The organism is Comamonas sp. SCN 65-56 (genome assembly GCF_001724135.1).
Classification (GTDB): domain Bacteria; phylum Pseudomonadota; class Gammaproteobacteria; order Burkholderiales; family Burkholderiaceae_C; genus Comamonas_C.
Genome location: NZ_MEDS01000019.1, coordinates 1 through 20,161, shown reverse-complemented (window position 1 = coordinate 20,161; position 20,161 = coordinate 1). Strand labels below are relative to the sequence as shown.

Annotated in this window: 17 protein-coding genes and 2 pseudogenes; 11 read left to right on the top strand and 8 right to left on the bottom strand. The window is 65.6% G+C overall.

The annotated features are described in order from the left end of the window. Nucleotides 1-14: 14 nt before the first annotated feature. The 7 genes from ABS45_RS11310 to ABS45_RS11280 form a co-directional block, all read right to left on the bottom strand. The gene (locus ABS45_RS11310; RefSeq protein ID WP_291555634.1) at nucleotides 15-785 is read right to left on the bottom strand and encodes an enoyl-CoA hydratase/isomerase family protein; all 771 of its coding nucleotides are present in this window, start codon (nucleotides 783-785) and stop codon (nucleotides 15-17) included. After that, a complete protein-coding gene (locus ABS45_RS11305; protein ID WP_291555633.1) occupies nucleotides 782-2,260 on the bottom strand; it encodes a 3-hydroxyacyl-CoA dehydrogenase in 1,479 nt (492 codons plus the stop codon). The genes ABS45_RS11310 and ABS45_RS11305 overlap by 4 nt, the downstream gene beginning before the upstream one ends. Further along, nucleotides 2,257-3,054: an enoyl-CoA hydratase-related protein gene (locus ABS45_RS11300; RefSeq protein WP_291555632.1), complete on the bottom strand. Its 798-nt coding sequence runs from the start codon at nucleotides 3,052-3,054 to the stop codon at nucleotides 2,257-2,259. Before ABS45_RS11300 ends, ABS45_RS11305 begins: the two co-directional genes overlap by 4 nt. Beyond that, entirely contained in the window at nucleotides 3,054-4,355 is a 1,302-nt protein-coding gene (boxA, locus tag ABS45_RS11295; RefSeq protein WP_291555631.1) for a benzoyl-CoA 2,3-epoxidase subunit BoxA, read from the bottom strand. The genes ABS45_RS11300 and boxA overlap by 1 nt, the downstream gene beginning before the upstream one ends. A 71-nt stretch (nucleotides 4,356-4,426) precedes the next feature. Beyond that, complete coding sequence (boxB, locus tag ABS45_RS11290; RefSeq protein ID WP_291555630.1) at nucleotides 4,427-5,851, bottom strand: benzoyl-CoA 2,3-epoxidase subunit BoxB; 1,425 nt, start codon at nucleotides 5,849-5,851, stop codon at nucleotides 4,427-4,429. 113 nt (nucleotides 5,852-5,964) lie between these two features. Further along, the gene (gene boxC / locus ABS45_RS11285; RefSeq protein WP_291555629.1) at nucleotides 5,965-7,629 is read right to left on the bottom strand and encodes a 2,3-epoxybenzoyl-CoA dihydrolase; all 1,665 of its coding nucleotides are present in this window, start codon (nucleotides 7,627-7,629) and stop codon (nucleotides 5,965-5,967) included. A gap of 120 nt (nucleotides 7,630-7,749) precedes the next feature. Continuing rightward, a complete protein-coding gene (locus ABS45_RS11280) occupies nucleotides 7,750-8,727 on the bottom strand; it encodes a helix-turn-helix transcriptional regulator (RefSeq protein WP_291555628.1) in 978 nt (325 codons plus the stop codon). Between the two features lie 114 nt (nucleotides 8,728-8,841). Here ABS45_RS11280 and ABS45_RS11275 point away from each other — a divergent pair, with 114 nt between their 5' ends. The 10 genes from ABS45_RS11275 (at nucleotide 8,842) to alkB (ending at nucleotide 18,623) form a co-directional block, all read left to right on the top strand. Continuing rightward, complete coding sequence (locus ABS45_RS11275; RefSeq protein WP_291555627.1) at nucleotides 8,842-9,303, top strand: DUF4863 family protein; 462 nt, start codon at nucleotides 8,842-8,844, stop codon at nucleotides 9,301-9,303. Nucleotides 9,304-9,312: 9 nt separating this feature from the next. Next, a complete protein-coding gene (locus tag ABS45_RS11270) occupies nucleotides 9,313-10,866 on the top strand; it encodes a 3,4-dehydroadipyl-CoA semialdehyde dehydrogenase (protein WP_291555626.1) in 1,554 nt (517 codons plus the stop codon). 27 nt (nucleotides 10,867-10,893) lie between these two features. After that, on the top strand, nucleotides 10,894-12,492 hold the full coding sequence (locus ABS45_RS11265; RefSeq protein ID WP_291555625.1) for a benzoate-CoA ligase family protein: 1,599 nt from the start codon (nucleotides 10,894-10,896) through the stop codon (nucleotides 12,490-12,492). Beyond that, nucleotides 12,489-13,292 (top strand): alpha/beta hydrolase, encoded by an 804-nt coding sequence (locus ABS45_RS11260; protein WP_291555624.1) that lies wholly within the window; start codon nucleotides 12,489-12,491, stop codon nucleotides 13,290-13,292. Before ABS45_RS11265 ends, ABS45_RS11260 begins: the two co-directional genes overlap by 4 nt. 31 nt (nucleotides 13,293-13,323) lie before the next feature. After that, nucleotides 13,324-14,490: an ABC transporter substrate-binding protein gene (locus tag ABS45_RS11255; RefSeq protein WP_024537557.1), complete on the top strand. Its 1,167-nt coding sequence runs from the start codon at nucleotides 13,324-13,326 to the stop codon at nucleotides 14,488-14,490. Between the two features lie 63 nt (nucleotides 14,491-14,553). Continuing rightward, nucleotides 14,554-15,420 (top strand): branched-chain amino acid ABC transporter permease, encoded by an 867-nt coding sequence (locus ABS45_RS11250; protein WP_291555623.1) that lies wholly within the window; start codon nucleotides 14,554-14,556, stop codon nucleotides 15,418-15,420. Further along, the gene (locus tag ABS45_RS11245; protein ID WP_291555622.1) at nucleotides 15,417-16,439 is read left to right on the top strand and encodes a branched-chain amino acid ABC transporter permease; all 1,023 of its coding nucleotides are present in this window, start codon (nucleotides 15,417-15,419) and stop codon (nucleotides 16,437-16,439) included. Before ABS45_RS11250 ends, ABS45_RS11245 begins: the two co-directional genes overlap by 4 nt. Further along, nucleotides 16,436-17,188, top strand: coding sequence for an ABC transporter ATP-binding protein (locus ABS45_RS11240; RefSeq protein ID WP_291555621.1), 753 nt, complete (start codon nucleotides 16,436-16,438; stop codon nucleotides 17,186-17,188). The genes ABS45_RS11245 and ABS45_RS11240 overlap by 4 nt, the downstream gene beginning before the upstream one ends. Then, a complete protein-coding gene (locus ABS45_RS11235; RefSeq protein WP_291555620.1) occupies nucleotides 17,185-17,901 on the top strand; it encodes an ABC transporter ATP-binding protein in 717 nt (238 codons plus the stop codon). The genes ABS45_RS11240 and ABS45_RS11235 overlap by 4 nt, the downstream gene beginning before the upstream one ends. Nucleotides 17,902-17,969: 68 nt before the next feature. Continuing rightward, nucleotides 17,970-18,623 carry a DNA oxidative demethylase AlkB gene (gene alkB / locus ABS45_RS11230; protein WP_291555619.1) on the top strand — a complete coding sequence of 218 codons (654 nt, stop codon included), beginning with the start codon at nucleotides 17,970-17,972 and terminating at the stop codon, nucleotides 18,621-18,623. Nucleotide 18,624: 1 nt separating this feature from the next. Here alkB and ABS45_RS11225 read toward each other — a convergent pair. Beyond that, nucleotides 18,625-19,320, bottom strand: a pseudogene (locus ABS45_RS11225) (LysR substrate-binding domain-containing protein). A 225-nt stretch (nucleotides 19,321-19,545) separates the two neighbouring features. Between ABS45_RS11225 and ABS45_RS11220 the strand changes: the two are divergent. Further along, a pseudogene (locus tag ABS45_RS11220) lies at nucleotides 19,546-20,161 on the top strand (hypothetical protein); the annotation flags it as partial.

Here is a 20,161-nt window from a genome sequence, read left to right as displayed (position 1 = left end):
GGCTGCTGCGCCTTTCAGGCAAAGCGCGCCGGGCGCTTTTCGGTGAAGGCCGCTACGCCTTCGCGTGCGTCGCTGCCGGCAAAACCCAGGAATTCCAGCGCCAGCGAATGCTCGAACGCCGGCCAGGCGGCGCGCAGCCAGTGGTTCAGGCTGCGCTTGGTGTGGCCGAGCGCGGCGCGGCTGCCGCCTGCAAGCTCGGCCGCGGTGGCGCGGGCGCGCTCCAGCAGTTCGCCCTGGGGCACGGCCAGGCTGACAAGGCCGATGCGCTCGGCTTCGGCCCCCGTCACCGGTTGGCAGGTGAGCAGGTGGTATTTGGCCTTGGCCATGCCGCAGAGCAGTGGCCAGATGACGGCCGCATGGTCGCCCGCAGCGACGCCGAGCTTGGTGTGCGCGTCGATGATCTTGGCGTTCTCGGCGGCGATCGAGATGTCGGCCATCAGCGCGACGGCCGCACCGGCGCCCGCAGCCGCGCCGTGGATGGCGCTGATGATGGGCAGGTCGCAATCCATCATGCCTTGCACGATGGCGCGGGCCTCGTGCATCACGCGCATGCGCTTGGCTTCACTTTCCAGCATGTCTTGGAGCAGTGCCATGTCGCCGCCAGCGGAAAAGCCCTTGCCTTCGCTGCGCACGAGGATCACGCGGCATTGCGGGTCTTGGGCCAGCTCACCCCAGAGCGTGGCCAGGCGCGTGTGGTCGGCGCTGGTGCAGACGGGCAGCTCACCGGCCGGGCCGAAGACGACCTCGACCACGCCAGCGGTGGTGGGTTCGATGCAGATGCTCATGCCGCACCTGCACGCTGCAGCCAGGGGCTGATGCGGTAGCGTTCGCCGCGGTAGCAGGCGTCCAGCGCCTCGATCAGCCCGATGACGCGGGAGCGGCCCAGCCGCTGCAGCCACTCGAACGGGCCTGCGGGGTAGTTCACGCCCAGCTTCATCGCGGCGTCGGCGCCGTCGGGCGTGCACACGCCTTGCTGCACGGCGTCGGCCGCTTCGTTGACCAGCATGGCAAGCGTGCGGGCGACGACAAGGCCGGGGGCATCCTGCATCGGCACTGGCTGCCAGCCCAGCGCCTGCAGCACCCCGGCGGCATGCGCAGCGCTGGCTGCGCCGGTGGTGGCAAAGGCGATGGCGCCCCCCGCCACCGTTGGCAATTCGTCAAAGACGGCAAGCTGCGCCAGGCCTTCGGCGCGGGCGATCTGCCAGGCGGAGCGGCCATCGGTCTGGCGCAGTTGCAGACTGCCCAACTGCAGACCGACCCAATTGCTCGTGGGCACGCGCGAGACGGTGAAGCCCTTGGCGGCAACCGCCAGTGCATCGGCCACCGTGCCGCTGCCATGCACGACCACCGTGCTGCCTGCAGCGGGCGGCGCCACCGGGCAGGGAGCCAGTGCTGGTGCGCCTTCAGGGTAGACGTAGAAACCGCGACCATTCTTGCGCCCGAACTGGCCGGCCTCGACCAGCTCGCGCTGGACCAGGCTGGGGGTGAAGCGCCGGTCATAAAAATTGGCCTCGAACACAGTCTTGGTGACGGCGTAGTTGGTATCGAGCCCGATCAGGTCCATCAGCTCGCACGGGCCCATGCGAAAGCCCGCGGCGCGCAGCACGGCATCGAGCGCTTCAGGCGCCAGCGCCTGCTCTTGCAGCAGCATCAGCGCCTCGGCGTAGTAGGGGCGGGCGATGCGGTTGACGATGAAGCCCGGCGTGCTGCGTGCATGCACGGGGGTCTTGCCCCAGGCGCGCGCGAGTTGCTCGACCTCGGCCGCGATGGCCTTATCGGTGCGCAGGCCGTGCACAACTTCGACCAGCTTCATCAGCGGCGCGGGGTTGAAGAAGTGCATGCCGACGAGGCGCTCGGGGCGCTTGAGACCGGCACCGATGGCGGTGACGCTGATCGACGAGGTGTTGGTGGCCAGGATCGCACCTTCGGGCAGCAGGTCTTCGAGCTGCTGGAACAGGCTGTGTTTGACATCGAGGCGCTCGACAACCGCTTCAATCGCGAGCAGAGCGGTCTTGCCTTCGGCGAGAGTCTGGATGGGCAGCAAGCGCGCCAGTGTGGCATCGGCGTCCTGCTGCGTGAGTTTGGCTTTTTCGACCAGCTTGGTGAAGGTGGTGGCGATCTTCTCGCGTGCCTTGACCGCGGCGCCTTCGAAGGTGTCGAAGAGGAACACGCGGTGCCCGGCCTGCGCCGCGACCTGGGCGATGCCCTGGCCCATGACGCCGACGCCGATCAGGAGGATGTCTTGCTTGCTGGTGGTCATTGTGCTGTGTGGTGTGGATTCCAGGAGGCGGCGCGCTTGGCGAGGAAGGCGGTGAAGCCTTCGCGCGCTTCATCCGTGCCGCGCACGCGGGCGATGGTCTGCGCCGTCAGCTCGCGTGCCTCGGCCGTTACCGGTCCGCGGGGGAGCTGATCGTACAGCCGCTTGATTTCCACCTGGGCCTGCGGGCCGCCAATCAGCAAATCCGCCACGGCCTGCTGCACGGCCGCATCGAGCGCATCCAGCGCCACGACCTGCTGCACCATGCCGATGGCCAGCGCCTCGCCGGCCTGGATGCGTGTGGTGGTGAGCGCCAGGCGTCGCGCCTGCCGCCGCCCGACGGCGTTCAGCAGATAGGGCCCGATGACCGAGGGGATGATGCCGAACTTGGCTTCGCTGACGGCAAAGCTGGCGTTGTCGGCGGCGATCGCAATGTCGCAGGCGCAGGCCAGGCCCACGCCACCGCCGAGTGCCGCACCCTGGATGCGCGCGATGGTGGGCTTGGGGCTTTGCTCGATGCGCGACAGCATGGCGGCAAAGCGCCGCGCATCCTGCAGGTTCCAGTCGTGGTCGGCGAGCGAGGCGCGCTGCATCCACTGCAGATCGGCCCCGGCGCTGAAGTGCTTGCCACTGCCCGCGAGCACGATGACGCGCACCGCGTTGTCCTGCGCCAGTTGTGCAAAGGCGGTGTCGAGTTCGCCGATCATGGCCTCGTCGAACGCGTTGAAGACCGCCGGGCGGTTCATCAGCACCTGGGCCACGCCAGGCGCTGGGTGGGTGATCTGCAGCGTGTCCATCAGTAGGTTTCCAGATGCAGGCGGCCTTCGCGCTTGAGTGCGCCGCCGATCTCGTCCCAGTTCAACCCGGCTTGCACGGCCACGTCGCGCAGGGTAAGCATCACGCCTTCCTCCATGCTTTTGAGGCCGCAGACGTAGAAATAGGCGTTGGGGTCGGCAAGCAGCGGCGCCAGGTCGGCCGCGCGTTCGCGCATCAGGTCCTGCACGTATTTCTTGGGCGCGTCCGGCGTGCGGCTGAAGGCGAAGTTGATGTCGATGAAATCCTTGGGCAGGCTCAGCAAAGGGCCGAAGTAGGGCAGTTCCTCCTTGGTGCGCGCACCGAAGAACAGCATCAGCTTGCCGCCTTCGAACTTGCCGCTCTTGCGCAGGCGCCGGCGCCATTCGGTCATGGCGCGCATCGGTGCGCTGCCGGTGCCGGTGCAGATCATCACGATGTGGCTCTTGGGGTGGTTGGGCATCAGAAAGCTGTTGCCGAAGGGGCCGATGATCTCGACCTTGTCGCCCACCTTGAGGTCGCACATGTAGTTGCTGGCGACGCCGCGCACCGGGTTGCCGTCGTAGTCCTGCAGCACGCGCTTGATCGTCAGGCTGATGTTGTTGAAACCCGGGCGCTCGCCGTTCCTCGGGCTGGCAATGCTGTACTGGCGCGGCACGTGCGGCTTGCCGCGGGCGTCCAGGCCCGGTGGCAGCACGGCGATGGACTGGCCTTCGAGGACCGGGAACGGCATGGCGCCGAAATCAAGCACGATGTGGTGCGTGTCGTACTCCTTGCCCACCTCGGTCACGCGCAGCGTGCCGGTGACGGTGGCGGTGGCGGTCTTTTGCGCGGCGCGCGGGCCGTAGAGGTTGGTGTAGGCATGCGCGCCGGACCAGGGCGGCAGGGTCGAGTTGTAGGCGCTGGAATCAAACGGCGTCTCGCCCGAGGGATCGGGTTCGGCCGCCGCCGCTACCTGCGCCGCTTCTTCCTTTTGCGTCAGCGGCGCGTCGATGGCCATGTCGGCTGCGCCGAACTCGGCCAGCTGGGCTTCGGTCAGCAGCGCCGGGAGTTGGTCCCAGCTGAACTGCTGCTCCAGCGTATAGGCGAGCGAGCGCGGCACGTTGTGCCAGTTGTCGATCGCGCCCGTGGGGCAGACCGGCACGCAGGCCATGCAGTGCTCGCAGATGTTGACGTCGACGACGTAGTTGCGGTCGTCATGGGTGATGGCGTCGATCGGGCAGGCCGCCTCGCAGGCGCCGCAGCGGATGCAGATTTCCGGGTCGATCAGGTGCTGCTTGATGAGTGCAGTTTCAGGCATGCCCATATTCATCTCCTAACTTCAAAAAAAATAGCTGCCAGCGCTTGACTGGCAAGCGCTGCAGCCATTTTTATACATCAATTGAAACGCACGTACTCGAAATCCACCGGCTGGCGGTTGATGCCGATCGCCGGCGCCGCGATCCAGTTGGCGAATTTACCCGGTTCGACCACGCGGCCCATCAGGCTGGTGACGTAGGCACGGTCTTCGGCCGAGGGCAGCCATTCGCGGACGTGGGCGTTCCACTCGGCTTCGCTGATGACCTTGCCTTCCGGGCTCACGTGCAACCCGGCCAAGGCGCCGATCTTGCGGTTGAAGGCCTTGTGCGGCACTGTCAGCTTGAACGGGATGCCGGCCTTCTCGATGACGCGGTTCCAGCGGCTCACGCCGGCAACCGAATCCTTGATGTAGTCGTCGCGCAGCACTTCGTTGAGCGCGTTGAGCATCGGGACGTCCTTCTCCTGGAGCTGGCCGTCGACCACGTTGAGGATCTTGTAGGTCTGATCTTTGAGCAGGTGGTCGTCGACGCGCTTGCCTTCCTCGAAGCGACCCTTGAGACCGGTCGAGTAGAAGGTTGCGGCATTGCTCGATTCGTCGGCGCCGAACAGGTCGATGGTGACGCTGTAGTGGAAGTTCAGGTAGCGCTGGATGGTCGGCAGGTCGATCACGCCGGCGTTGCGCAGCGTCTTCACGTCGTCGGTCTTGAGCTCATTCATCACTTGGCAGGTGCGCTGCACGACGCGGCTCACGCCCTGCTCGCCAACGAACATGTGGTGCGCCTCTTCGGTCAGCATGAAGCGCGTGGTGCGGGCCAGCGGATCAAAACCCGACTCGGCCAACGCGCAGAGCTGGAACTTGCCGTCACGGTCGGTGAAGTAGGTGAACATGAAGAAGCTGAGCCAATCGGGCGTCTTCTCGTTGAAGGCCTGCAGGATGCGCGGGTTGTCCTCGTTGCCGCTGCGGCGCTCGAGCAGCGCCTCGCCTTCCTCGCGGCCGTCGCGCCCGAAGTATTTGTGCAGCAGATAGACCATGGCCCACAGGTGGCGGCCCTCTTCGACGTTGACCTGGAACAGGTTGCGCAGGTCGTACATGCTGGGCGCCGTCAGGCCGAGGTGGCGCTGCTGCTCGACGCTGGCGGGCTCGGTATCGCCCTGCGTCACGATGATGCGGCGCAGGTTGGCACGGTGCTCGCCAGGCACGTCCTGCCAGGCGGCTTCGCCCAGGTGGTCGCCGAAGTGGATCTTGCGGTCCTGCTCGGCCGGGTTCAGGAAGATGCCCCAGCGGTAGTCGGGCATCTTGACGTAATCAAAGTGCGCCCAGCCCTGCGGATCCACGCTGGTGGCGGTGCGCAGGTAGACGTCAAAGCCGTGCGAACCGTCCGGACCCATGTCGCCCCACCACGAGAGGAAGTTGGGCTGCCAGGCCTCGAGCGCGCGCTGTAGCGTGCGGTCTTCGTTGAGGTTGACGTTGTTGGGGATCTTCTGGCTGTAGTCGATGCTCATGAGATGCTCCTTGGAAGGTAGGAATTGCGTTGCAGGTTGGGCGTTGAGCGTTTATTGCGGAAAAGGGAGGTTCACGCCAAACGCTCAACGCTCAACGTCAAACCTCCCCTTGATCAGACGCGGTTCCAGTCGAAGGCGGCCTTGTCGCCCTTGCCGTAGACCTTGAGCGCACCCTTCTCGCCGACGGCGTTGGGGCGCTGGAAGATCCAGTTCTGCCAGGCGGTCAGGCGGCCGAAGATGCGGGTGACCATGTTCTCCGTGCCGTTGAAGCGCAGATTGGCTTCCATGCCGGTCAGGGCGTCGGGACTCATGGCGACGCGCTCTTCGATGGCAATGCGGGTTTCATCGGCCCAGTCGATATCGTCGGGTGCGCTGGTGACGAGGCCCAGCGCCAGCGCGGCATCGGCATCCAGCGCTTGGCCGATGCGTGCGCGCACGGCGGCAAGCGGCGCGGCTTCGTCGTAGAAGCGCCGCGCCAGGCGGCTCTGGTCGGTGGCCATGGGGTATTGGCCGAAATTGAGCTCGCCGACGCTGATCTTCGGTGCCTTCTCGGGCGCATCCGGCAGCGCCAGGTGGTAGATGCGGTCGCAGGCCAAGGCGAGTTCGAGAAAGCTGCCGCCAAAGCACGAGCCTTCGTCGACCAGCGCGAACAGGCTGCGCGAGGACACGTCGAGGCGGCTGAACACGCGGCGCAGCAGGCCCAGCGTTTCACGCACCAGCCAGTGGTTCTTGTGCGCCAGCAAGGATTTGTCCATCGCCGCAACGGCGTCCAGGCTGCCGCTGGTCTTGATCAGCCAGGTGCCTATGGTCGGCTCGTTGGTGCGCATCTGCAGGATCGCGTCGTCGAGCTCGCGAGCGAGTTGCAGCGGATACCACTGGCTGCCCGCGGCCTCAATGCCGACGATGTCGCCCGGCTGGGCGCCTTCGGGTGCGCGCACCGTGAAGGTGGCGACGCGCTGCTCGCGCTGGATTTCGACGCTGATGTGGCTGTAGCGCAGTGCATCCGCTTCGATGCTGCGGTTGAGCGGCGTGAGTTCGACACCCTTGGCACCCGCCGGGCGGTCGCTCTGCGCGGCCAGCGCCTGGGCGCGCTCCGCCACCTTGGCGGCAAACTGCGCCGGCTTGGCAATGGCATCCACCAGGCGCCAATCGACGGCCTTTTGCCCGCGCACGCCTTCGCTGGTGGTGCAGAAGATGTCGGCCAGGTCGTGGCGTACGTGGCGCTTGTCGGTCACGCGCGTCAGGCCGCCGGTGCCGGGCAGCACGCCCAGCAGCGGCACCTCGGGCAGGCTGACGCTGCTGGAGCGGTCGTCCACCAGCAGGATTTCATCGCACGACAGGGCCAGCTCGTAGCCACCGCCGGCGCAGGCGCCGTTGACGGCAGCGAGGAATTTGAGCCCGCTGTGGCGCGAGGAATCCTCCATGCCGTTGCGCGTTTCGTTGGTGAACTTGCAGAAATTCACCTTCCAGGCGTGGCTGGACAAGCCCAGCATGAAGATGTTGGCGCCCGAGCAGAACACCTTGTCCTTGAGGCTGGTGACGACCACGGTGCGCACCTCCGGGTGCTCGAAGCGGATGCGGTTGAGCGCGTCGTTGAGCTCGATGTCGACCCCCAGGTCGTAGCTGTTGAGCTTGAGCTTGTAGCCGGGACGCAGACCGCCGTCTTCGGCGAAATCGGCCGACAGCGTGGCAACCGCGCCATCAAAGCTCAGCTTCCAGTGCTTGTACTGGGTGGGATGGGTTTGGTATTCAACTCGAAAAGTGGGGTTCTGCGTCACGGCGGGCTCCGAAAGAGAGGGGTTCAACAAGGGCGATGAAGCGCATTATTATGCATATATCAGCGTATGTCAAGCGGAATATGCAGTCGAATGCATTTTTGTGCGTGTCAAAGAGTTGCCTTATGTTGCATGTGCGAACTGAAGCAGGGCGCGTACCTTGTCGCGCAACAAAAGAAAGGTTTTTTCTTGCGGCTGAGCGCTGGTATCGAGCTGCCATTCCGCCTTGGCGTAGAAGGCCGAGCGCCCCGCCAGGATGGAGCGCAGGTCGGCCATGGCTTCATGGCTGGCGTCCATCGGGCGCATGTCGCCTTGTGCTGCCACGCGGCGCATATGATCTTCCGGCGTGGCCTTGAGCCAGATGGTGGTGCAGTGCGCCAGCAGCAGATTGAAGGTGGCTGGATCGGAGACGATGCCGCCCGGGGTGGCGATCACCGCCTCGGGGTAGATCTGGATGGCCTCTTCCAGGGCCCGGCGCTCGTAGCGCCGGTAGGCGGCCTGGCCGTAGAGCCCCTGGATTTCGCTGACGCTGCAGCCGGCGAATTTTTCGATCTCGCGGCTGAGCTCGATCATCGGGAAGCCGAGATCCTGCGCCAGCAGGCTGCCCAGCGTGCTCTTGCCGGCGCCGCGCAGGCCAATCAGCGCCACCAGGTGGCTGCGTGGGCGTGCGCCCTCGCCTTGCGCGCCGCCAGTCCCCAGCAGATCGCCGATGGCCACGCGCGCCTTGTGCAGACTGGCCTCGTCGCGGCCCGCCAGCATTTCGCGGATGAGCAACCACTCGGGGCTGCTGGTGGTGACGTCGCCCAGCAGCTCGGCCATCGAACACTGCAGCGCCCGTGAGATCAGCAGCAGGATCAGGATGGAGGCATTGCCCTGGCCGTACTCCAGGTTGGCCAGATGGCGTTCGCTGACACCGGCCAGATGCGCCACGGCCTTGCGTGTGAAACCGCGGCGCGAGCGCAAGGTGCGCACGCGCTCACCCAGCTGCGCCAGAAAAGCGTCGCCTTCCTTGGCGAATTTGGTGGCGGCCGAGGCCCGCTTTGCGCCCGAATGGGGTGGCTCAGGCGTGCCGGAGACTAGGGAAATCCCTGATTCAGGCATTATATTGCTTGACACAGCGGTGGTGGTGGGTAAGATAACGAACGCACAATAATGCATCTGCCGCCAAACTGCAAGCACGAGCGGCGGTGCACAGCCTTCTCACTTGGAGTGTTCATGACCGCTGAACAACTGCGCAGCCAGATTGCTGCCTTGGCTCAACAGATCGCCGGCAAGCCGCTCGACAGCCGCCTTGCCGATTGGCTCAATACCGAGCATGGCCCGCTGTCGGACAGTTTCAGGCAGTTGCAGGCCACCTGCGAGGCGGGCGTGCACGACGGCTGGCTGTGCAACCGCGAAGGCGGCGGCATCCGCTACGGCCGCATCTTCAAGCCCGCGGACGATCTGCAGGGTTTTTCGGTGGATGTGGTGGACATGGAGTCCATCGCCGGGCCGCAGCATGTGCATCCGGGCGGCGAGATCGATCTGGTGATGCCGCTTTCCGACGGCGCGCAGTTTGACGGCCATGGTGCCGGTTGGGTGGTCTATGGCCCCGGCAGCCAGCATGCGCCGACGGTGACCGGCGGGCGCGCGCTGGTGCTGTATCTGCTGCCGGCGGGACAGATTCAATTCTTGTAAGGCGACTCAATGACTGAGCTTCTTTCCAATTATCTGGGCGGGCGTTGGCAGGCTGGCAGCGGCGTCGGCACGGCCTTGTTTGACCCTGTCCTGGGCAACGAGCTGGTGCGCGTGGATGCCACCGGCCTGGATCTGGCCGCCGGCTTTGCGTTTGCGCGAGAACAGGGCGGGGCCGCGCTGCGCGCGCTGAACTATCGTCAGCGCGGTGAATTGCTGGTGGCAGTGGCCAAGGTGCTGCAGGCCAACCGCGATGCGTACTACGACATATCCACGGCCAACTCCGGCACTGTGAAGGCGGACACCGGCATCGACGTCGATGGCGCCATCTACACGCTCAGCACCTATGCCAAGCTGGCTGCGGGTCTGCCCGAGGGGCATTTTCTGCCTGATGGCGAGGCGCAATCGCTGGCCAAGGATGGCTCGTTTGCCACGCGCCATATCCGCGTGCCGGTCGATGGCTTGGCGCTGTTCATCAATGCCTTCAATTTCCCCTCGTGGGGGTTGTGGGAAAAGGCGGCGCCCGCGCTGCTCTCCGGCGTGCCGGTGGTGGTCAAACCCGCCACGGCCACCGCCTGGCTGACGCAGCGCATGGTCAAGGACGTGGTCGATGCCGGCGTGCTGCCGGCAGGCGCGCTGTCCATCGTCTGCGGCAGCTCGGCCGGGTTGATGGATGCGCTCGCGCCGCAGGATGTGCTGTCGTTTACCGGCTCGGCCGATACTGCCGCGCTTTTGCGCAGCCATCCGGCCGTGGCTCAGTACTCGGTGCGCGTGAACATTGAGGCCGACAGCATCAACAGCGCCGTGCTGCTGCCCGATGCGGCGCCTGGAACGCCGGCGTTCGATTTGTTCGTGAAGGAGCTGGCGCGTGAGATGACGCAGAAGGCCGGGCAGAAATGCACCGCAATCCGCCGCGCCTTCGTGCCGGCTGCATCTTTCGATGCGGTGGCGCAGGCCGTCGGCGCGCGGCTGGCCAAAACGGTGGTGGGCAATCCGCGCAACGAGAGCGTGCGCATGGGCTCGCTTGTGAGCCGGGCGCAGCTGGGGAGCATCCGTGAGGGCATCGCCACCCTGCGCGGTGCGGCGCAGGTGCTGCACGACGGCAGCAGCGCGGCGCTGGTCGATGCCGATCCGGCTGTGGCCTGCTGTGTCGGGCCCACGCTGTTCGGCCTAGCCACGCCTGATGCCGTACTGGCCAATGCCGTGGTGCACGAGGTCGAGGTCTTCGGCCCGGTGGCCACGTTGCTGCCCTACGCCAACGTGGCACAGGCGGTGGCGCAGGTGGCACGCGGTCAGGGCTCGCTGGTGGCGTCGCTGTATGGCGATGACGCGCCGCTGCTGGCGCACACTGCGCTGCAACTGGCACCGTTGCATGGCCGCGTGCATGTGGTCAGCCCGGCGTGTGCCACGACGCATACGGGGCATGGCAACGCCATGCCGCAGTCGATGCATGGCGGGCCTGGGCGCGCCGGTGGCGGTGCCGAGCTGGGCGGTCTGCGCGCCCTTGATTTTTACCATCGCCGCGTGGCCATCCAGGGCGCGCCCGAAGTGCTCGGCGCACTCTGACCCACGGCAAGTCTGAAGGGAACCAACATGACAACGGATTTGGCCGCCAACGCACCTGAGGTGGCTGCGCCACCGACGATCTTCAACTTTGCGGCGCACCTGCTGCAGGTCAATGCGGGGCGCGCCCAGCGTGCGGCCTTCATCGACGACACCGAGCAACTGAGCTACGGCGCGCTCGAGCAGCGCGTGCGCCAGTGCGCCGCGGGCCTGCGTGCGCTGGGCGTCAAGCGTGAAGAGCGCGTTCTGCTGGCGATGCAGGACGTGACTGACTGGCCGGTGGCCTTTCTCGGTGCCATCTATGCCGGCGCGGTGCCGGTGGCAGTCAATACCCTGCTGACGGCCGACGACTACGCCTACATGCTGGAGCACTCGCGCGCGCAGGCGATATTGACCAGTGGCGCGCTGCTGCCGGCCATCAAGGGCGCGCTGGTAAAGGCAGATCACGAGGTGCAGAAGGTGATCGTCTCGCGCCCGGTCGCGCCATTGGATTTCGGCGAACTGGCGTTTGACGCCTTCCTCGCGGCACAGGCTCCGCTGCCGCACCCGGCGGCCACACATCCCGACGATCCGGCGTTCTGGCTTTACTCCTCAGGCTCCACCGGTCGCCCCAAGGGCGCGGTGCATTCGCACGCGAATCCGTACTGGACGGTGGAGCTGTACGCCAAGCGCGTCCTCGGGTTGGCGGAAAACGACGTCTGCTTCTCGGCCGCAAAGCTGTTCTTCGCCTACGGTCTGGGCAATGGGCTGACCTTTCCCATGGGCGTGGGAGCGACCACTATTCTGATGGCCGAGCGGCCGACGCCGGAGGCGACGTTCAAGCGCATGACCGGCGGTGTGGGCGGCGTCAAGCCGACGGTGTTCTACGGTGCGCCCACGGGTTTTGCCGGCATGTTGGCCAACCCGCACCTGCCAACGCGCGAACAGGTGGCGCTGCGCCTTGTGTCCTCGGCCGGTGAGGCGCTGCCGCGCGATCTGGGCGAGCGCTTCACCGAGCATTTCGGCGTCAAGATCGTCGACGGCATAGGCTCGACCGAGATGCTGCACATCTTCCTGTCCAACAAGCCCGACGACGTACGTTACGGCACCACCGGCTGGCCGGTGCCGGGCTATGAGGTCGAGTTGCGCGACCACGACGGTGCGCTCGTGCCCGATGGCGAGTTGGGCGATCTCTACATCAAGGGCCCCTCGGCGGCCCTGATGTACTGGGGCAACCGTGAAAAGAGCCGCGACACCTTCCGGGGCTCGTGGACCAAGAGTGGCGACAAGTACGTCCGCAATCCCGATGGCACCTACACCTATGGCGGGCGCAGCGACGACATGCTCAAGGTCAGCGGCATCTATGTGAGCCCCTTCGAGGTCGAGGCCACGCTGGTGCAGCACCATGCGGTGCTGGAGGCTGCGGTGATCGGCATCCAGGACGCCGATGGTTTGACCAAGACCAAGGCCTTTGTGGTGCTCAAGGACGGAGAAAAAGCCACCGAGGACGAACTCAAGGCCTTCGTGAAAGACAAGCTCGCGCCCTACAAGTACCCGCGCCAGATCGCGTTTGTGAAGGAGTTGCCCAAGACAGCGACCGGCAAGATCCAGCGCTTTCGCCTGCGCGCGATGGAAACGATTGGCGCATGAGCCAGACTGAAACGCGGTTTGCCGAGATCGCCTGGCGCGATCGTCCGGTGCGCATCGAGTACCAGTGGCTCGCGCCGGATCGCCGCGATGCACCGCTGATGGTGTTTCTGCACGAGGGCCTGGGCTCGGTGGCGATGTGGAAGGACTTCCCGGCGCAGTTGTGCGATGCCCTGCAGTGGCGCGGCCTGGTGTATTCGCGCCCCGGCTATGGCCGCTCCACGCCGCGTGCGGCCGATGAACATTGGGTCAATGACTTCATGCATCGCCAGGCCGACGAGGTGTTGCCGGCGTTTCTCAGTGCGGTCGGCGTGACGCAGCCGCCCTGGTTGTTCGGTCATAGCGATGGAGCTTCCATTGCCTTGCTGCATGCACGCAATCACCCGGCGGCGGGCGCCATCGTGCTCGCGCCTCATACCATGGTGGAGCAGATCTCGGTGGACAGCATCGAGAAGGCGCGTGAAGCGTATGTGGCTGGCGGCCTGCGCGAGCGTCTGGCGCGCTACCACGACGACGTCGATTCGGCCTTCTGGGGCTGGAATGAGGTTTGGCTGTCGCCGGCGTTTCGCGCCTGGGACATCCAGCAAGAGATCGCCGCCATCGGCTGCCCTGTCCTGGCCATCCAGGGCCTGCAGGATGAGTACGGTACATTGGCTCATGTGCGCAGCATTGCACGCCAGGTGCCGCAGACCCAGGTGGTCGAAATCGATCATTGCGGCCATTCGCCGCACCGTGACCAGCCTGCCGCCGTGATCACGGCGTGCAGTGCGTTTGTGCAACAACATTCTTTTTCCAACCACTGATCTTCCATAGAAAGACGAGGAGACGACCATGATGAATCGCAAGACCTTTCTGACGAGCGCGGCATCGCTGGCGCTGGCGGGCATCGCGCCGCTGGCACGCGCCCAGGCGGGCAAGCTCAAGGTGGGCTTCATGCTGCCCGCGACCGGCACCTATGCGGCGCTGGGCACGGCGATCGACAACGGGTTCCGGTTGTATGTGGATCAGCTCGGCGGCAAAATTGCCGGACGCGAGATCGAATACATCCGCGTCGACGACGAGAGCGATCCGTCCAAGGCCACCGACAACGTCAACAAGCTGATCAAGCGCGACAACGTGGACGTGATCGTCGGCACGGTGCACAGCGGCGTGGCGATGGCGATGGCGAAGGCGGCCAAGGAATCGGGCACGCTCCTGATCATCCCGAACGCTGGCGCTGATGCCGTCACCGGCCCGATGTGTGCGCCCAACATCTTCCGCTCCAGCTTCTCCAATTGGCAGCCGGGTTTTGCCATGGGCGAGGTGGCCGCCAAGCAGGGCCACAAGAAGGCGGTGACCATCACCTGGAAGTACGCCGCCGGCGCCGAGTCGGTCAAGGGCTTCAAGGATGCGTTCGAGAAGGCTGGCGGCAAGGTCATGAAGGATCTCACGGTGCCCTTCCCCAATGTGGAGTTTCAGGCGCTGCTGACCGAGATCGCGTCACTCAAGCCCGATGTGGTCTACACCTTTTTCGCCGGTGGTGGCGCGGTGAAGTTCGTCAAGGACTATGCGGCCGCGGGCCTCAAGGACAGTATTCCGCTGGTCGGCGCAGGCTTCGTCACCGACGGCACGCTGGAAGCGCAGGGCGCGGCGGCCGAAGGCCTGCTGACGGCGCTGCACTACGCCGACGAATTGCCGGCGCCCAAGGACAAGGAGTTCCGCCTGGCCTATGCCAAGGCCTACAAGATGCAGCCCGACGTGTACGCGGTGCAGGGCTACGACGCGGCGCAGATCCTGGCGATCGGCCTCAATGCCACCAAGGGTGACGCGAAGAATGCCAAGGCGTTCTCGGCCGCGGTGACCAAGGCGACGATAGACAGCCCGCGCGGCAAGTTCACGATGTCCAAGGCGCACAATCCGGTGCAGGACATGTATTTGCGCAAGGTGGTCGGCAACGAAAACGTCTATCAGAGCGTGGCGGTCAAGGCCCTGGCCGATCCGGCCACCGGCTGCCGGATGTAATCCGGCTTTCAGGGGCGGGCGGCCGATCGGCCGCCCGACGTGTTTCACCACGCGACTGTCTGCATGGACCTTCCAACCTTTCTCATCCAGTGCCTGAACTCTCTGCAGTACGGGCTGCTGCTGTTTCTCGTCGCCTCCGGTCTGACGCTGATCTTCGGCATCATGGGCGTGATCAACCTGGCGCACGGCAGCTTCTACATGATCGGCGCCTACATGGCGTATGGGCTGGCGCCACTTTTTGGCGGTAGTTTCTTCGTCACCCTGACGGTCGGCGTGGTGCTCTCGGTCGTGCTCGGCTACGTGCTCGAGTGGGCCTTCTTCAGCTTCCTCTATGAGCGCGATCACCTGCAGCAAGTCCTGATGACCTATGGCCTGATTCTGGTGTTCGAGGAACTGCGCAGCATTCTCGTGGGCAACGACGTGCATGGCGTGCAGGCACCGCCGTGGCTTGCGGGCTCGATCGAGCTGGGCGACGTGATGAATTACCCGGTGTATCGCTTGTTCATCAGCGCCTGCTGCGTTTTCCTGGCGCTGGGCATGTGGTGGGTGTTCACCCGCACGCGCCTGGGCATGCGAATTCGCGCCGGCACGGCCAATCGGGAGATGGTGCAGAGCCTGGGCATAGACATCTCGCTGCTCTACCGCATCGTCTTCGCCGTCGGCGTGGCGCTGGCGGCGTTCGCCGGCATGATCGCGGCGCCGGTTTCCAGCGTCTACCCGGGCATGGGGGAATCGGTGCTCATCATCTGCTTCGTCGTGGTGGTGATCGGCGGCATAGGCTCGATCCGCGGCGCGCTGGTGGCGGCGCTGTTGATCGGCTTTGTCGATACCTTTGGCAAGGTGCTGCTGCCGCAGGCGGCGGGCGTGCTGGTTTATGTGCTGATGGCGGCCGTGCTGCTGTGGCGCCCGGATGGATTGTTCAAGCCATGAGCGCCACGCCCCGTTCCTCCCCCTTGGGCGGCAAGCATGTGTTTGTCGCCGCCGTGTTTCTGCTGCTGGCGCTGTGGCCGCTGGTATCTGGCGCGTATGGCGCCGATCTGGTGGCCAAGCTCATGATCTACGCCATTCTGGCGGTGGCGCTTGAACTGCTGGTGGGCAGCACTGGACTGGTCTGCTTTGGCCAGGCGGCGTTTTTCGGCATAGGCGCGTATGCGGCGGTGCTGCTGGCGCCGGCCGACAACGCCGTGCCCTCGCTGCTGGTGGCGCTGCCGCTGTCCATGCTGCTGGCGGCGCTGTATGCACTGGCCGTGGGCGCGCTGTCGCTGCGCACCAAGGGCGTGTACTTCATCATGGTCACGCTGGCGTTCGCGCAGATGGCGTATTACGTGATCCACGACACCGAGCTCGGTGGCGGCACCGATGGCATCTACCTGTACGTGAAGCCGGTGCTCGGGCTGCTCGATCTGGGCAACGCCGCGCACCTGTACGGCTTCATCTGGTTCAGTCTGCTGCTGGTGTTTGCGTTTCTCGCGCTGCTGCTGCGCTCGCCGTTTGGCCGCGCGCTGGCCGGCATCCGCGTCAACGAGCAGCGCATGCGCGCCACCGGGTTTTCGGTCTACCCGTACAAGCTCGCGGCGTTCACGATCTCGGGCGCGATCTCCGGCTGGGCCGGGTTCCTGTTCGCGATCAAGGACGGTTTTGTGAGCCCCGAGCTCTTGAGCTGGCATTTGAGCGCGGGTGTGCTGGTGATGATCATTCTGGGTGGTCTTGGCCATCTGCGCGGTGCGCTGATCGGTGCGTTTGCGTTTTCGCTGCTGCAGGAGTTGTTCAAGTCCGAAGCGCTGCTGGGTGAGGCCGCCAAGCACTGGCATTTGGGCTTGGGGCTGGTGGTGATTGCCTGCGTGGCCTTCATGCCGCGTGGCCTGGTCGGCATCCCGCACCAATGGCGGCTGCACGCGGCGCGCAAGCGCGACAAGCACGCGCCCGACAGCGAGGAGGCGCAGGCATGAGCGGCGAAATTCTGTTGCGCGGGCGCGCGCTGACGCGGCGCTGGGGTGGATTGGTCGCGGTCAACGGCGTCAGCGTGGAGCTGGTTCGCGGCGCCGTGCATGCGGTGATCGGCACCAATGGCGCAGGCAAATCGACGCTGATCAACCTGCTCTCGGGCGAATTTCCGCCCAGCAGCGGCCAGATCGAACTGCTGGGCCAGGACGTGACGCAGTGGTCGCAGCCACGGCGGGCACGCGCGGGCCTGGGGCGCAGCTACCAGCGCAACACCATCTACCCCAGCTTCACGGTGCAGGAAAACTGCCGCCTGTCGGCGCAGGCGCGTTACCAGACGCCCTGGGCCTGGTGGCACGACGCCCAATCGCGCGGCCCGACGCAGCGCATTGCGCGCGAGGTGGCGCAGCGGGTGGGCCTGGGCGAGGTGCTGCAGCGCGAGGCCGGGCTGCTCAGCCATGGCCAGAAGCGCCAGCTGGAGATCGCCATGTGCCTGGCCACCGCGCCCAAGGTGCTGCTGCTCGACGAGCCGCTGGCCGGCATGGGCGCCGAGGAGACCGAGCGCATGCTGGCGCTGCTGGACGCCTTGAAGAAGGACCACGCGATCTTGCTGGTGGAGCACGACATGGACGCGGTGTTTCGCATCGCCGACCGCATCACGGTGATGGTCAACGGCTCGGTGATCGCCACCGGCACGCCCGACGACATCCGCACCAATGCCGATGTGCGCGAGGCTTATCTGGGGCACGATGCATGACGCAAACCAAAGTGATGTTGCAGGCGCAGGGCCTGCATGCGTGGTACGGCAGCAGCCATGTGCTGCATGGTGTCGATCTGGAAATCCGCCAGGGCGAAACCGTGGGTTTGCTGGGGCGCAATGGCATGGGCAAGAGCACGCTGATTCGCTCGCTGCTGGGCCATGTGGCGCAGCGCGAGGGCAGCATTCGCCTGTTCGACCAGGATATTTCGCGCGCCAAACCGCATGAGGTGGCGCGCCTGGGCGTGGCCTATGTGCCGGAAGGACGCGGGGTGTTCGGCAACCTCACGGTGCGCGAGAACCTCATCATGGCCGAGCGTCCGGGGCGCGATGGCCGCGCCGACTGGACCATGGAGCGCGTGCTGCAGACCTTCCCGCGCCTGTCGGAGCGCATCGACCAGCTGGGTGCGTTGCTCTCGGGCGGCGAGCAGCAGATGCTGTCGATCGGCCGGGCGCTGATGACGCACCCCGAGCTGGTCATCCTGGACGAGGCCACCGAAGGCCTGGCGCCGCTCATCGTGCATGAGATCTGGCGCGTGATCGACGAGATCAAGTGCGCTGGCATGGCGGTGCTGATCGTCGACCGCGACTGGCACCGGGTGCTGAGTCGCAGCAACCGCGCGCTGGTACTGCAAAAAGGCCAGGTGGTACTGCAGGGCGATGCGGAAACCATGCTCGAAGACACGACGCTGCCCGAGTATCTGGGTGTTTGAATAGTCCTGAATTCATAGCTGTTTGCGCTTTGCTGACAAGCGCTAGAACCTGATTTCGTCAAAATTTCATGACGAGCGATCTGTTTGCCGAAGACCACCCGCTGGCCGGCAGCACGACCCGGCTCGGCTCGCAGTCCGTGGTGTTGCGCGGCTTTGCGCTGGCGCTGATGGACGAGCTCTGGCCGCAGTTGCAGCAGGTGGTGGCGCAGGCGCCGTTTCGCCACATGGTGACGCCGGGCGGCCAGACCATGTCGGTGCCGCTGACCAATTGCGGGCCGCTGGGCTGGACCAGCAGTCGCGCCGGCTACCGTTATCGCGGTGACGACCCGGATACCGGCCTGCCGTGGCCGGCCATGCCGGCGGTGTTCATGCGGCTGGCCAGCGAGGCCGCGGCCGAGGCGGGCTTTGCCGGTTTCGCGCCCGATGCCTGCCTCATCAATCGCTACCGCCCCGGCAGCCGCCTGACGCTGCACCAGGACAAGAACGAGCGCGATTTTGCGCAGCCCATCGTTTCCGTATCGCTGGGCGTTTCAGCCGAATTCCTCTGGGGTGGTTTGCAGCGCAGCGATCGTACGCAGCGCATCCCGTTGTTTCATGGTGACGTGGCAGTCTGGGGTGGAGTGGACCGATTGCGCCATCACGGCATTGCGCCGGTGCGCGCGATGGCGCACCTACTTACCGGCAACGAGCGCATCAATTTCACCTTTCGCAAGGCGGGGTGATCTATTTGCTGCCGTAGGCCTGCTGCGTGCTCCCCAGCGTCGGGCGCACGGCGGTGAGGAAGTTCTCCAGCGCCTCGGGCAGCACCGCGCCCTTGCACCAGGCCAGGCCTACTTCGAGATCGGGCAGGGGCTGCAGCAGCTGCCGGACCTCCAGCCGGTCACCTTCCAGCGACCAGGGGCGATACAGCATGTCGGGCAGCACCGTGACCCCGGCACCGGTCGCCACCAGGCTGCGTACCGCCTCCACCGACGAGGTGCGGATCAGCACGCGCGGGTCGGTCTGCGCATGGTGCTACAGCCCAGTCGTCGTCTCTCCGAGTTCGTCCGACTCCAGCAGGATCAGGGATTCGCGCACCAGGGCGTCGGCATCGATCTGCTTCTCATCGGCCAGCCGGTGATTGACCGGGCACCAGACGCGCCATCCTGAGCGCAGGATGGTTTCGGTCTCCAGGGCGCGAAAGTTCTGCAACTGGGACACCGCGATCAGCGCCACGTCGAGCTCGCCGCTGACCAGCAGGTGTTCCAGATAGTCGCGCCGGTCTTCGGTGATGTGCACCTCGATGCGTGGAAAGACGCGGCGAAAGCGCTCGAGCAAAAACGGCAGGTAGTAGCCCACCATCAGGTTGGAGACGCCGATGTTCAGGCTGCCGGTGACGGCGTGCGGGCGCGATGCCAGCGCGTCGCGGGCATTGCGCATCGCCACTTCGATCTGCTGCGCATGGCGCAGGAACTGGTGGCCGGTGTGCGTCAGCGCCATGCCGCGGGCCTTGCGCTCAAACAACAGGGCGCCCAAGTCTTCCTCGATCTGGGCGATGGCTGTTGATTTCCACCCAGAACTGACCCACCTGCACGGGTAATTTCCATCCAAATCTGACCCACGTAAGAACCCTAACCTGCTGCTTTTAGTGGCAGGAGTACAGGAGTGATTGACGTGGCGACATTGAGTGTCATCAGGCGTTGGGCACTGCGAGAGCATCTGTCCCTGCGCGAGATAGCGCGGCGAGCCGGGCTGTCTCGAAACACCATCAAGAAGTACCTTCGGGCCGATACGGTCGAGCCGCGCTATGCCAAGCGCGTGAGCCCCAGCAAGCTCGACCCCTTCGCAGACAAACTGTCAGGCTGGCTCAAGACTGAGGCCGGCAAATCGCGCAAACAGCGGCGCACGGTCAAGCAGATGCACGCCGACCTGGCCGCTCTGGGCTACGACGGTTCGTACAACCGCGTGGCCGCCTTTGCACGTGTCTGGCAGGCCAAACGGCAGGAAGCCGAGCGAACCACTGGCCGAGGCACCTTCGTGCCCCTGACCTTCGGTGCCGGTGAAGCGTTCCAGTTCGACTGGAGCGAAGACTGGGCCGTCATCGGCGGCGAGCGCACCAAGCTGCAAGTGGCCCACACCAAGCTCAGCCACAGCCGTACATGCACCAAACGCCTTTGGTCACCCACCGCGTCGCAACTCCCTGACACCCCGGCCCAGCTTGCGGCGCAACAGGGCCCGCAGGGTCACCCCATCCGAGTACCCGACCTGTGCGGCGACCTGG